The organism is Paenibacillus cremeus (assembly GCF_007786445.1).
Lineage (GTDB): Bacteria > Bacillota > Bacilli > Paenibacillales > NBRC-103111 > Paenibacillus_G > Paenibacillus_G cremeus.
The window spans coordinates 15,704-28,719 of the sequence record NZ_VNJI01000070.1 but is presented as its reverse complement, the minus strand read 5'-3'; the positions used below and the strand labels follow the sequence as shown (position 1 = coordinate 28,719).

Below are 13,016 nucleotides of genomic sequence, written 5' to 3'. Positions count from 1 at the left end.
GCCAGTCCCTCTCCATATGAAGATTGGACCTCTACTTCGGCTACGGCACTTTAAAGGGTAAAGTTACCGAGTGGATTTGAACCACCTAGACTGTGCGACTGCGAGGCGCACCAACAAACCCAGTACCTTCGCGGCACTGGGCTGTTTTTTACATAAATTGTATTCGTTTTGCAGGGCTCTCGAATTGGGTGCTTTTTGCTGTATTCTTTATAATACATTTAATAACAAAACCATTTTTGCCAGATTTGAAACGATGTATCAGGACAATCGTTCTTATTCCTGTCGTACCACGATTTAAAATCATCGTAATCCTTCTTATCCGTGGTGCTCCACTTTTCAAATTGATCATAATCCTTATTTGCGAAAACTCCAGGAACGATTTTCGATAATAATTGATTTAGCGATGCCAGAAAGCTGCTGTTGTATTGACTGGATTGATTTGTGTATGTGTATGTAGTCGTATTAGATGAAGCAAAGGCCGAAATTGGAAATAAAAATGTGAAGGCAATTATCCCGGCTGACAATGCCAGCTTCATTTTTAACAACTGTATCCACCTCCTCTCACATCAAATGAAGAACAATTTGTTCTTTATATAGATATAATAAATAAACGTCATCCATATTACAAGATAATCAAAAAGTAATTCTTTAAGTTTTTATCAGAAATCAACAATAGATACGAAAAGCAAAGAAGCTAAGCACATACAAATCGCTTTGCTTCTTTGCTCTCATTTAATTATTCACGAATAAATCATTATAAAGCTGATGTATTCTTAAGTACTGTCAAAGCTAAGATGGACACCACACCAACTAATTTACCTTCTGAATTAGGTACCAATGCTCACATCAAATATTGAAAGCGGCTCGGTAACGAACGTGGCGACAGCGACGGCCAATGGCGTCATCTCTAATCAGGCGACCCAAACGGTTCAAGCGATCCAAAATAAATCTTTAAATCTCGTTAAACGCAAACAGCTTTAAGCTTGGCAGCGGGCACATTTTCCTGTTACAGGACAGACGAGGACGTTAATTTTTATTTGAACTGCAACATACATTGCCATTGAAGGCAAGGGCGAGCCATCAAAGCAATTGCTCGCCCTTTATCACCGACAGCCCCATACGTTCATACTGCTAAAACTAAGCTTTTTTGATACACATGACCAAACACATCCGAGACTTCGTCTCTGTCAGCACTATTAATCCAATTCTGTCCAACTAGAGCTTGAATTCGCTGTACTTCAGATCGCAAATGATCCCAACTGTAGATAAACTCCCCTTCTTCGTTATGGTCAACATGTTTTATGTTGTATAAAATCCATAAGAATACATCAGGTACATCCAAGGACCAAGAGCCATTATCGAACTTTAGAATAGGTCTGGAAATAGTTGTTGTTTCATCGCCGCTAATGCCCTCTGCTCCAATGACAGGTACAATATAGTGGAAAGTATGGGGATGATTAGTGACCGAATCAATATCACTCGTAAAATCATACGCATGGATTCTAATCGGTTGGTTATGCACAGTTTCTCGTAGAGCGTTGAACTCATATAAAGAGAACGGTACAACGCTTGTCTTCGTATATTCTCCGTTATGCAGCAAATTAACATCAAAATCGTCGACCAAGTGGCCTATTTCAATATGAACGCCGAGCTCTTCTAAACGTTTTTTGGTCAACTGCACGGCATTTCGACTGTGGTCGCTAGCGATCCATCTTCGACTCATTTTCTCAGCTACAAAAGGTAATGTTCCACTTCCGCAGTAAAAATCACCGATAAGCGCGCCTTCTTCGGTAGATATTTCAATAATTCTTTCAATGAGCTTTTCAGGTTTCTTTGATCCCAGTAAACTGCTATTATCACCAAAACTCTCATAATAACCAACATCTGTCCATATCGACTGGAAGTTTAATTCAGGCTTTTTATACAATTTTGTTTTGGAATAGAAAAATAAAGACTCATGATTCAATGAATAGGGCTCATTAATCGTCAGGTCATCATCGCGCATTTTCCAGATCATTTCACCAAGAAAGTTTGCACGACCAAAGATCTCATCGAGAAGAATTTTAAGATAATGCCCCTCTTTTTGGCTGGTTTGTAGAACAAAAACACCCGTTCTTTTTAGCAATGAATAAGCGAGTTCAATCCGCTTCCGATACTCTGTTATGTATAAATTCGGGGATGTAAATTGCTGAATCGTTTTCAATTCGTTCCATGAATTGATCATTTCTGTTTCAAGCTCATGAATTGGCATTGAAAAAAGCCTGCCTGAGTTGAAAGGGCCATCAAAATAAATGAGATCAAATTGGTTTTGATAGCCAGACACGGCGAGCTGTTGCATGATTAGAGAATTTTCTCCGTAAAACAAAGCTCTCTCTTTTGTAATTTTTTGTGGATGAAAACGCATCAGTTCACACTCTTCCCCTGTTTTTGATAAAATACGTGTCGGATACATATTACAGTAATTTTCATTAGCTTTCTGCATCTCTTATAGGTAAATAGTACTATTTTGTATCATTACATACAAATAAAGTTTACTTTATTTTCACTTGGGTACGCTTTTTCGACTGGAATATTCATTTTCATATCCAGCAGAACACTGGTATAATAGGTCTAGCAATATGGGCAATGGTTATAATGATACTATTCTTATTAACATGTGAGGAATTTGAAAATGATGAAATGCGGGGACAGAATTGCTCATTTGCGTGAAAAGCACGCGCTCACCCAGGAAGACCTTGCTAACAAGTTAGGTATTTCGAGAGCCGCGCTATCACACTATGAGACCTCTCGTAGAGAACCGGATTACGAAACAATTGATAAAATTGCTTCATTTTTCCGTGTCTCTATAGATTATTTACTTGGGCGAACGAATCAGCCTGATAGTATTTTAGATCAAGAGGTTAGGGAATTCGTAGACAATCTGGAGCTTTCCGATGAAAAAATTTTGGAGAAGTTCTCTTTGACCATTGATGGAAAAAAGTTATCACCCGAAGAAACACGACGTTTCATTGCTTTTGTGAGGGCCGAACGTTCACTCGAGTAGAGTCGGCCTTCTCTTCCATTCACTTACTATAACCTAATAATTCTGGGGACTTAAGATCATTGCGAGATCTCATTGTCATGAATCATCATTGCTCGAAGCTTTCGCTTTACCCGTATACTATATTGAATCAAAATTGATAATACAGGAATGTTGACAATCATGCTCCCCCAGATTTTCATCCAGAAGCTAGACATATGGATTTCAATCTTGGAGCCCCGAATAGAGATCATTCGACCAATAATTTGGTCCGCCTGAATCGGAGGATCTGAATCCCGATTAAAATCTCCCTTACAAACATAGAGCACGTTCCCCTCTCGAGTGGTTGTCCCAATATATCGGTGTCCTACCAGATCCCCACTATTTGAGATGAAGAGTATGATATCCCCCACCCGTAAATCACTTAGCTTTTCAATGGGCACAAAACGGCATATATCTCCCGAACGAATAAGGGGAGCCATGCTGATGCCGTGTGATGGGACATGAATATATCCTCTATCCGATAACAACCGTTTCAATGCAATCGGATTAATTTGCATAGTGTACCAAAGATTGCTTATCCAGAATTATTCCTCCCTAATTTTTAAGTATCGAACAAATAGTTTGTTTAAAGATCAGCTTCTTTCCTAATCGTCTCGCGACTTAATCCCTCCCCTCTAAAATATACTCCATACTTACAGAAAAAAATTGGGCGATTCGCTTTAGTGTCTCATAATCCGGCTGTCTTCTGTCATTCTCATAGTGAGAGAGGGCTGCGCGTGTAACGCTAAGGACGTGGGCTAGTTCCCCCTGACTCAACTGCCTTTCTCCCCTTAGTTGTGATATCCGACTACCTAGTCTCATTATCATCTATACTCCCTTTCTTTTTTCGCATGAGCGAGGGTTCTTACCATTCATTATACACACTTTTACACAAGATACAATTCGTATCTTATATTTTTAAAAAAAAGATAGAATACTGCTTTAAAAACGTGATACGATACAAAGGGGCTTAGTTTGTACTCTTTTTCAATCCACATCGATACGATTGGTATCGACCAATAAAAGCTTTATAGGAGAGACTACCACTATGCTAACAACCGCTATCGCTCTATTGAGCTTACTTGCAGTACTAGGCATCTTATATCTCGCCCTCATTCTTCCAACGCAGTGGCTCAAAGTCGAGCGAGTAGAGGTTGGCACGAAACTGGGTAAAAAAGCGCTTCAATTCAGCGATCTTCACGTTGAGCGTCTGCGAATTACACCTAAACAACTTCAGAAGCTTATCTCATTGGAGCAGCCAGATTACATATTCATTACCGGAGATTTCACCAAGCTACCGGACAGCCTTCCCAAGCTGATTACCTATCTCAAGCTGTTCCAAGACAGCGGCATTCCTACCTACGCCGTGCTAGGAAATCATGATCACCAGCAGCCCAAGGTACGCAATTTGATTCGTTTGATCGAAAGCTATAATATTCGTGTCTTGCGCAATGAATCGGTACAGCTCGAAGGGTTTCAACTGGTAGGCATCGATGACTTCAACAGCGGAAAAAGCAACATAACCAAATCTTTCTCCGCCGTAGTTTCGGAGCTGCCAGTGATCATTATTACGCATGATCCCAACATTGTTCTGTTTCTAACTCGTCCGTACAGCTTCTTAATGGCCGGACATCTGCATGGGAGACAATTTAACGTCCCGTTCTTTTACAAATTCCGGCGGATGGGGAAGCTGCCTGCGATGGGGATTTACAAGGGAGTACATACGACGCCCTTCGGTAAATATTACATCTCCAAAGGCCTGGGGCAAACCGCCTTCAACGTCCGGTTCATGGTCCGAAGCGAGGTCACGGTACACCAACTGTGAGGCTTTTCCTTAGAAGCACCTATCTACACTAAGAAGAAGGAGGTTTGTACAATGCAATACGGGGATCGGATAGCAAAACTTCGAGAAAAGCACTCCCTGACCCAAGAGGGGCTATCAAGTAAACTCGGGATCACCCGTGCCTCACTATCTCATTATGAGAATAATCGCAGAGAGCCTACTTATGAAACCATCGCGGCCATTGCCAATATATTTAAAGTTTCAATTGATTACATCATTGGTCGAACCGATGACCCGCATCAAGTGCTGGATAACGATTTGCGGGATTTTGACGATAGCATGGAGCTATCGGACAGTAAAACTTTAGAGCGCTTCACTCTAACCATTGACGGAAAAAAGCTATCCTCCGACGAAGCCAAACGCTTCATCGCCTTCATTCGTGCAGAGCGGGCGCTAAGCAGCGAATAAGCGTTTAAAAAGAAAAAATCGAGGCCATTAGCGCCTCGATTTTTTTATTAAATAAACTCTAAATTCTCATAGCTCTTGTCTAACACTATCTGCGCATCGCCCTTCGTAGGCGCTTCATGGCCGAACACCAAAACTTTGCTCGAAGAACTCCTTTTTGTAGATCGGTGTCAACATTTAGGAGATCGCCTTTTGAATGGCTCGGTTCACCACCGTGGGGATGCCCAAAATTTCTTTTCTTCCGTTCTCCTTCTGTAAACCTCCCCTTCGAACAGGTTCGGACGATACGTTCCGTCCAGAATGGACTGCTTGATGGTTTCTCCGTTACCTTTGAGATATTGTAGAAGTTCATCTACTCCCATCCCGTTGATTACGTGAGATCCTTTGTTTGCTTGACGCTTGAACGCTTCGTTCCATGTTTCTCTGCTCGCAATGATATCAAGCATCCCATTGATCGACTGTAATATAGGTATTTAGTTGGAGTTATGTAAAAATATATTACCAACAAGCAAAACTCGGAATTAAATTACCATTAACATATATTCCTATTATTGGAAGTAATAGGATTGGGCGAATTGGAATATTGGGGATACAAAAAACAATTAATAGATTAAATGTATTGTTCTTTTTAAAGAACAATGATATTCTTAGGTTTAACATAGTTTAAGGGGAGAGTCGTTACATTGAACGCTAAAATAGGTATGCAAATTTTTGGAACTGCGAAAAGGATAGTCAAGGAACACCGTTCTTCTAATAGTTTATTTATTAGACTTTTTATATTAATATTAGATACTTTATGGTATGCAATTAGAACTACGATACGTGTATGTGTTGACGAGGAATTTCGATCCATCTTTCTTTTACGTTTACTTAATTCAAGAAATGTACATCAAACGACGCCTCTTACGTATATGAACCGATATCCTGAAATTTTTTCAGCATGCCGCGACCATTTTGATACCAAGCAAGATCTAAAAATATTATCTTATGGTTGCTCGACAGGCGAGGAAGTTCTAACGCTACGTAAGTATTTCCCGAATGCACACATAATAGGCGCAGATATTAACAAACGAAGCCTTAAAATATGCAGAAAACTTAATGTGGACGAAAAAATAACTTTTATTTATTCCACCCCTAGTGAAATCCAGAAGCATGGACCCTTTGACGCAATTTTTTGTATGGCTGTTTTGCAACGAAAGCCACATTACATTGCTGCAAAGGGCATCAGTAGTCTTAAAAAAATCTATCCCTTTGAAAAGTTTGAAAAGCAAATTATCGAGTTTGATGAATTAATCAACCCGCAAGGATTGCTGATTGTTCATTTTACTCAATACTCACTTTTGGACACCATTGTAGCCTCAAATTACAAGACATTAGGGAATTATAACCAGGACACTTATAACTCACCTGTATTCGATAAAAACAGCAGTATAATCAAAGATCGAAATTCACTGAACACCATATTTATAAAAATGAATGGGAAGGTAGAGTGGGCACTGAGCAACGAATAAGCGTAAAAAAAAATCGAGGCCAATTGCACCTCGATTTTATTGTTAAATAAAGCCCAAGTTCTCATAGCTCTTGCCCATCACTGTCTGGGCATCGCCCTTCATCCAGCGGTCCAGCAGCGTCGAGTAGACCGAGCGGAAGTCGACCTCATACTTGAGGTCGCCGTTATCGAGACTGGTTAAGCTCGGCATTACACCGTACAGGCCGCCTTTGACCTTGCCACCTAAGACGAACACCGGTCCGGCCGTTCCGTGGTCAGTCCCGCCGTTGCCATTCTCCTTCACGCGGCGGCCGAATTCGGAGAAGGCCATCGTGACGACCCGATCCTGCAGCCCCTGGGCCTCCAGGTCGGAGTAGAAGGTGCCCAGCGCCTCGTCCAGCTGCTTCAGCAGCTTAGCATGCAGATCCTTCTCATTCACGTGATCGTCAAAGCCGCCGAGCTGGAGATAAAACACCCGCGTGCCGGAATTGCCCGCCAGCAGCTTCGCGACCAGCTGCAAATCTCTCGCGATACCGGTTTTCGGATACTCCACCTTCATTTGATACGTATTCGTTAAGGAATGGACCGCCTCCACACTCTCATAGGCTTCCTTTCCGCGGCTCGCGGTCACTTGAATGACTGTACCTTGCCGCTCCGGATCGTACATGTCGAGGAACGCCTTAGCAATCCGATTCTGATCGGCCTTCGGCGTTTTGGGATCGAGAAAATTAAATGTATCCAAGGTCTGAATGACCGGCACATTGACCTTCTCCGAGTTAAACGCTTTGTTGGCGCTGTTGCCGATCTGCAGCAGGTTGAGCGGATTGCTGCTCTGCCCGAGCGTCTCCGCATAGCGTCCGAGCCAGCCCGAGCGAATCAGCTTCTCCGGCTCCGCCGTCTGCCATATCTCCATCGAGCGGAAGTGGGAGTGATCCGGCTTCGGATACCCGACGCCCTGAACGACCGCCAGCTTTCCTTTACCAAACAAATCGTGCATCTGCGTTAAGCTCGGGTGAAATCCAAGCTGATCGTTGATGGTCAGCACCTGGCTGTCCGTAATTTTGAGCGTCGGCCGCGCGTCGAAATAGCCCCCCATTCCGTACGGAATGATCGTATTGATCCCGTCATTGCCGCCGGAGAGCTGGATGACGACGAGGACCGGGGAATCAGGATCGGCCGCGTTTGCGGGTTGCGTGCTCAAGAGCGAGCCATTCTCGGCAAAAATCATCGGTCCACCCAAGCCCAGCGTGGCGAGCAGCGCGGTGCCTTTGATTAAAAAATCTCTTCTGGTCAGCTTCATCCGTGGTTCTCCCCTTCCTACTTCATCTGCGCTTCGGGGCTGATCATGATCAGCTGCAGCAATCCGCGCATTCCGTTTGCTTTTTGCGTAGCATGGAGGAACGTCTCATCCGCATACTTGGACAGCACGGCCTCCGACTTCTCGCCCACACTCCAAAGCCCTGCCAGCTTGGCATACAGCTCCACCCATTCTTCCGGCTTCGCCCCGGCAGGCAGCACATTATCCTTCGCCGTAAGCACGGCGTTATTGACCCGTTTGGCGATGGACTCGGCGAACTGATAGCGTGACAGCAGGTTCGTGGTCATCAGCCACGTGGCTCCGCCTCTCCAGCCCGCGACATCCGGCGGCAGGTACAGCTCCTGGCCCATCTTGCGCATCGCACCGGCATAACCCTTGGATAGCGGCAGGTTGAACGCCTTGACGATGCCGACCACATACTCCACCGGCGTCTTGATGAGGCTCCCCTTCACTTCATCGGCATAGAACGCATCAGAGAGAAACATAGCTTTGAGCGTCTCCCCAATGTCATTCTGCTTGGCAAACACAGCCGCGAGCTCGTTAATCCAATCCGTCGAAGGATGATCTACGGCAAAATAAGTCAGCAGCTTCTGCGCCACGAAATGCGGAAGCGCGTCCTGCTTGAACAGCACAGCCACGACATCCCGATCATCAAAATTGCCGCTCCAGCCCAGGAACGTCTTCTTCCCGGTATCGTGCTGCTTGGCGTTGAATTTCACCTGATCCGCTTTCTTATCGTACGTCCATCCCGTCAGCGCTCTAGCCGCCTCGCGAATGTCCGTCTCCGTATAGTTGCCGATCCCGAGGGTGAACAGCTCCATCACCTCGCGGGCATAGTTCTCGTTAGGCGCGCTCTTGCGATTGTTGTTCACATCCAGGTAGAGCATCATCGCTGGATCTTGGCCCACCTCTTTAACCAGCTTATAAAAGTTGCCCACTGCGTTGTCCCGAAACATCTGAATTTGCCGCAGCATTAGCGGAATTTCCCTGACCTTCTGATACGAGCTGACAAAATGGCCATGCCAGAACAGCGTCATCTTCTCGATCAGCGGCGCTTCGGTCGTCACCATGCGGTGAATCCAGTATGTTTGCTGGTCGCCGATCTGGTCGGCCGCCAGATCCTTGCCGTCCGCCTTCAGCTGTTCGATTGGAAGCAGCTCGCTTGTTGTGCCCGTTAACGATTCGCCGGCGAGCAGCCTGCGCACCGTCTCCTCCATCCCCAGCTCCAGTGAAGCGCTTACTTCTTTCTTCCCTGGGAAAAATGTCGCTCTGCTCAGCAGATGCGCCGCTTCCTTCTCCGTCCACTCTACTCCCATGTCCACACCACCTTACGATGTACTTTCCTTACTCATCCTATCGTGATTGTAATGGGAACATGTTACAAAATTATGATCACTTCCATGGAATCAAAGACAATCTAGCAGAAAAAAAGAAGCTCCCTGCAGCCTAGCTGCAGAGAACTTCTTGGAAACCATATAGATGGTATAAGGCCAAATCTTACAGATCGAAGTACAGGGAGTACTCGTGCGGATGAATACGGATCGCAACAGCTTTCGCGTTGTCGCGGTGCAAGTTGATGTAGTTGTTGATGAAGTCTTGGGAGAATACTCCGCCTTCAGTCAAGAACTCGCAGTCAGCTTCCAAAGCGCTAAGCGCTTCGTCCAATGTGCCTGGAACGCTGCGGATTTCCGCTTTTTCTGCATCGGACAGCTCGTAGATGTTCTTGTCGAGCGGACCATAGCCAAGCGCGCGTGGATCGATTTTCTTCTTGATGCCGTCCAGACCTGCAAGCAGCATAGCCGCGAATGCGAGGTAAGGGTTAGCTGTGGAGTCCGGAGTACGGAACTCGATGCGGCAGCCTTTAGGTGTAACAGCAGCAACTGGGATACGAACAGCTGCGGAACGGTTACCTTTGGAGAATACCAGGTTAACTGGTGCTTCGTAGCCAGGAACCAAACGTTTGAACGAGTTGGTGCTCGGGTTAGTGATCGCGATCAATGCTGGAGCATGATACAGGATACCGCCGATGTAGTGAAGAGCCATTTCGCTCAGGTTACCATAGCCGGTTTTGTCATAGAACAATGGGCTATCGCCGTTGAAGATCGATTGGTGAACGTGCATACCGCTACCGTTGTCGCCAAACAGTGGCTTCGGCATGAAAGTAGCAACTTTACCATATTGTCTAGCTGTGTTTTGTACGATGTACTTATATTTCAGAAGGTTATCAGCGGTTTTTGTCAACGTGTCGAAACGGAAGTTGATTTCGCCTTGACCTGCAGTCGCCACTTCATGGTGATGACGCTCGATGCGAAGGCCTGCTTCCATCAGCAAACGACACATTTCGCTGCGGATGTCTTGTTGGCTGTCTGTTGGAGCTACAGGTACATAGCCGCCTTTGTGGCCTACTTTAAAGCCCAGGTTGCCGCCTTCATCCTTGCGGTTGGAGTTCCAGTGAGCTTCTTCGGAATCTACGAAGAACGAAGAAGAGTTTTGCTTGCTTTCGAAGCGAACTTCATCAAAGATAAAGAATTCGGATTCTGGAGCGAAAAATGCAGTAGTACCTACGCCTGTTGTTTGCAGGTATTCTTCGGCTTTTTGAGCGATGCTGCGCGGGTCGCGGTCATAACGCTCGCCGTCTGGCGTATAGATGTTACACATGATCACTAGCGTCGGATGAGCCGTGAATGGATCAACATAGGAAGACTCGGTGTCAGGCATCATAACCATGTCAGACTCTTCAATGCCTTTGAAACCAGGGATCGAAGATCCGTCGAAAGCTACGCCGTTTACAAAAGTAGCTTCATCTACTTCTACTGCTGGAAGAGAGATGTGGTGCGCTCTACCGCTCAAATCAACAAAACGGAAATCTACCCACTCGATGCCTTTTTCCTTGATTGTGTTTAACACGTTTTGAACTGACATTGTCTCGCGACCTCCTAATTTCCGAACATTAATGACCTTTTGTTCGTACATTGTTCAAGTTTTTTGTTTGATTTTTAATTATTATAAAACCATTTTGTTGATATCGTCAATACTTATGTAAGGTATTTTTTCGCATGTGTAAGGTATGCTTACACATAGCACCAAAAATTCACATTTTCAATAAAAAAAGACTTGACTTTCCGTTTTTCGCGGAATTTCAAGTCTTTTCGACATGTGAAATGCTGGTAAAACACGATCATTATTAATTTAGAACAAGCTCTTTCTTCGTATCGAAGCGTTTGCCGACCAGCGGCGCGAGCTTCTCAAGGTCATGCATCAGCTTAGCGAACTGATCAGGGAATAACGATTGAACGCCGTCGCCGGTCATGGAATTGTCCGGATCTGTGTGCATTTCTACGATCAACCCGTTGGCGCCTGCGGCAACCGAGGCTTTGGACATCGGCTCTACCAGCTCCCGACGGCCTGTGCCGTGGCTTGGATCTGAGATCACCGGCAGGTGGCTCAGCGTTTGCAGCGCAGGAATGGCTGCCAGATCCAGCGTATTGCGCGTGTAAGGTTCGAATGTTCGGATTCCGCGCTCGCAGAGCATCACGTTCGGGTTGCCTCCGGCCAGAATGTACTCCGCTGCATTCAGGAACTCATCATAAGTAGAGCTGAACCCTCGCTTGAGTAATACCGGAGTCTGAATCGTGCCCAGCTTGCGAAGCAGATCGAAGTTTTGCATGTTCCGCGTGCCCACTTGCAGAATGTCCGCATACTCGGCGCACACGTCGACGTACTCCGGAGTCATGACCTCTGTAATCGTCAGCAGGCCGTGCTTCTTGCCCGCCTCCGCCATCATTACAAGCCCCTCTACGCCCACGCCTTGGAAGCTGTATGGGCCGGTTCTCGGCTTGAACGCTCCGCCGCGCAGCACCTGCGCTCCCGACGCCTTAACCAGGCGAGCGATCTCATCGATCTGCTCCGGAGATTCCACCGCACAGGGTCCTCCCATAATAACCAGCTGGTCTCCGCCGATCTCGACATCCTTAATCCGGATAACCGTGTTGTCCGGGTGGAAATCGCGGCTGGCCAATTTGTACGACTTGGAAATTTTGACGACCTGCTCCACGCCCGACAGCTGACGGAGCTGCTCAGCAAGAATCGGATTGGCTTTACCGATAATGCCGATGACCGTCCGATCCACTCCTTTGGATACATGGGCTGTTACCTCATGCTTTTCAATGTGGGCAACAATTTCAGCAATGCGCTCTTCGGACGTTTTATTAGAGATGATGACGATCATATGGGCACGCTCCTTTTAGGACGAGTATTTTAACACTTCGACGCTTATACGCTTTTAAGCTTTTAATCGCTAAAGCAAATATACAACAGGGAGCAGCTCCCCGTCAATACTTAGAGAAAATCGATTTTTTATCCGTTCGTTTCCGAAGCCGACAGCATCAGCTGCTCCTTGCGCTTCTTCCGCTTTTCCTTGCGCTTGTTATGATACCATTCCAGCAGCCATCGAATTGGAAAATAAGATAAGATACCAAGTATAATGCCCACAATCACGCCGCCGACAAACAAGTAGAAATTAAACCGTATGAACGTATCCAGCCAATCCGGCAGCATATGCATCAATTTGCCTTTTATCCCATGAGGCAGCAAGAGCATGCCGACCTTGCGGTTAATAAAGGACATCGGAATATAGATGACTTTACCGAACACGAAGCCGAGTAAAGCAGCGGCCATACTGGCCCTGAACAAATAAACGAGAGGGAAGATTAGAAAAAAAGCGAGACCGGCAGTAGGGAGCGTAAACATTTCAATGGCTAGCCCGATGGAGAAGCCCATCGCTACGATACTCGGGCCTCCCTTCGCCCGGGTAAGCAGCAGATACTTGTATTTAAACCAGCGCGGAATGTTGCGTACATGAAAAGGCTTCTTCATATTCCCCGATTTGCTCATCTTCCCA

General features: G+C 45.7%; 14 protein-coding genes. 5 read left to right on the top strand and 9 right to left on the bottom strand.

From position 1 onward, the window contains the following. Positions 1-218: 218 nt before the first annotated feature. Entirely contained in the window at positions 219-545 is a 327-nt protein-coding gene (locus FPZ49_RS32355) for a hypothetical protein (RefSeq protein ID WP_144854461.1), read from the bottom strand. Between the two features lie 292 nt (positions 546-837). Here FPZ49_RS32355 and FPZ49_RS36220 point away from each other — a divergent pair, with 292 nt between their 5' ends. Continuing rightward, complete coding sequence (locus FPZ49_RS36220) at positions 838-981, top strand: hypothetical protein (RefSeq protein WP_186446234.1); 144 nt, start codon at positions 838-840, stop codon at positions 979-981. Positions 982-1,123: 142 nt separating this feature from the next. On the opposite strand, the gene FPZ49_RS32350 is transcribed toward FPZ49_RS36220, so the two are convergent. Then, positions 1,124-2,404 carry a DNA methyltransferase gene (locus FPZ49_RS32350; protein ID WP_222429998.1) on the bottom strand — a complete coding sequence of 427 codons (1,281 nt, stop codon included), beginning with the start codon at positions 2,402-2,404 and terminating at the stop codon, positions 1,124-1,126. A gap of 270 nt (positions 2,405-2,674) precedes the next feature. On the opposite strand from FPZ49_RS32350, the gene FPZ49_RS32345 reads away from it, so the two are divergent. After that, positions 2,675-3,043 (top strand): helix-turn-helix domain-containing protein, encoded by a 369-nt coding sequence (locus FPZ49_RS32345; RefSeq protein WP_186446235.1) that lies wholly within the window; start codon positions 2,675-2,677, stop codon positions 3,041-3,043. 56 nt (positions 3,044-3,099) lie between these two features. Here the strand turns inward: FPZ49_RS32345 and FPZ49_RS37760 are convergent, their stop codons facing one another. Both FPZ49_RS37760 and FPZ49_RS32335 read right to left on the bottom strand, forming a co-directional pair. Continuing rightward, positions 3,100-3,501 carry a hypothetical protein gene (locus FPZ49_RS37760; protein ID WP_391563898.1) on the bottom strand — a complete coding sequence of 134 codons (402 nt, stop codon included), beginning with the start codon at positions 3,499-3,501 and terminating at the stop codon, positions 3,100-3,102. A gap of 181 nt (positions 3,502-3,682) precedes the next feature. Next, the gene (locus tag FPZ49_RS32335; protein WP_144854457.1) at positions 3,683-3,883 is read right to left on the bottom strand and encodes a helix-turn-helix domain-containing protein; all 201 of its coding nucleotides are present in this window, start codon (positions 3,881-3,883) and stop codon (positions 3,683-3,685) included. A 226-nt stretch (positions 3,884-4,109) separates the two neighbouring features. Between FPZ49_RS32335 and FPZ49_RS32330 the strand changes: the two genes are divergently transcribed. The 3 genes from FPZ49_RS32330 to FPZ49_RS32320 all read left to right on the top strand — a co-directional run bounded on the left by FPZ49_RS32330 (position 4,110) and on the right by FPZ49_RS32320 (position 6,820). Beyond that, positions 4,110-4,886, top strand: coding sequence for a metallophosphoesterase (locus FPZ49_RS32330; protein ID WP_144854456.1), 777 nt, complete (start codon positions 4,110-4,112; stop codon positions 4,884-4,886). A gap of 51 nt (positions 4,887-4,937) precedes the next feature. Then, positions 4,938-5,312: a helix-turn-helix domain-containing protein gene (locus FPZ49_RS32325; RefSeq protein WP_144854455.1), complete on the top strand. Its 375-nt coding sequence runs from the start codon at positions 4,938-4,940 to the stop codon at positions 5,310-5,312. 680 nt (positions 5,313-5,992) lie between these two features. Beyond that, positions 5,993-6,820 (top strand): methyltransferase domain-containing protein, encoded by an 828-nt coding sequence (locus FPZ49_RS32320; RefSeq protein WP_144854454.1) that lies wholly within the window; start codon positions 5,993-5,995, stop codon positions 6,818-6,820. 42 nt (positions 6,821-6,862) lie between these two features. Here FPZ49_RS32320 and FPZ49_RS32315 read toward each other — a convergent pair whose 3' ends face one another. From FPZ49_RS32315 to FPZ49_RS32295, 5 genes are all read right to left on the bottom strand, one after another. Further along, a complete protein-coding gene (locus tag FPZ49_RS32315; RefSeq protein ID WP_144854453.1) occupies positions 6,863-8,098 on the bottom strand; it encodes a DUF1501 domain-containing protein in 1,236 nt (411 codons plus the stop codon). 17 nt (positions 8,099-8,115) lie between these two features. Then, positions 8,116-9,432 carry a DUF1800 domain-containing protein gene (locus tag FPZ49_RS32310; protein WP_144854452.1) on the bottom strand — a complete coding sequence of 439 codons (1,317 nt, stop codon included), beginning with the start codon at positions 9,430-9,432 and terminating at the stop codon, positions 8,116-8,118. 181 nt (positions 9,433-9,613) lie between these two features. Further along, the gene (gene glnA, locus FPZ49_RS32305) at positions 9,614-11,038 is read right to left on the bottom strand and encodes a type I glutamate--ammonia ligase (protein ID WP_144854451.1); all 1,425 of its coding nucleotides are present in this window, start codon (positions 11,036-11,038) and stop codon (positions 9,614-9,616) included. A gap of 262 nt (positions 11,039-11,300) precedes the next feature. Next, positions 11,301-12,344, bottom strand: a complete 1,044-nt coding sequence (gene aroF, locus FPZ49_RS32300) for a 3-deoxy-7-phosphoheptulonate synthase (protein ID WP_144854450.1) — start codon at positions 12,342-12,344, stop codon at positions 11,301-11,303. Positions 12,345-12,472: 128 nt separating this feature from the next. Continuing rightward, the gene (locus tag FPZ49_RS32295; protein ID WP_261381731.1) at positions 12,473-13,009 is read right to left on the bottom strand and encodes a DUF2062 domain-containing protein; all 537 of its coding nucleotides are present in this window, start codon (positions 13,007-13,009) and stop codon (positions 12,473-12,475) included. Positions 13,010-13,016: the final 7 nt, after the last annotated feature.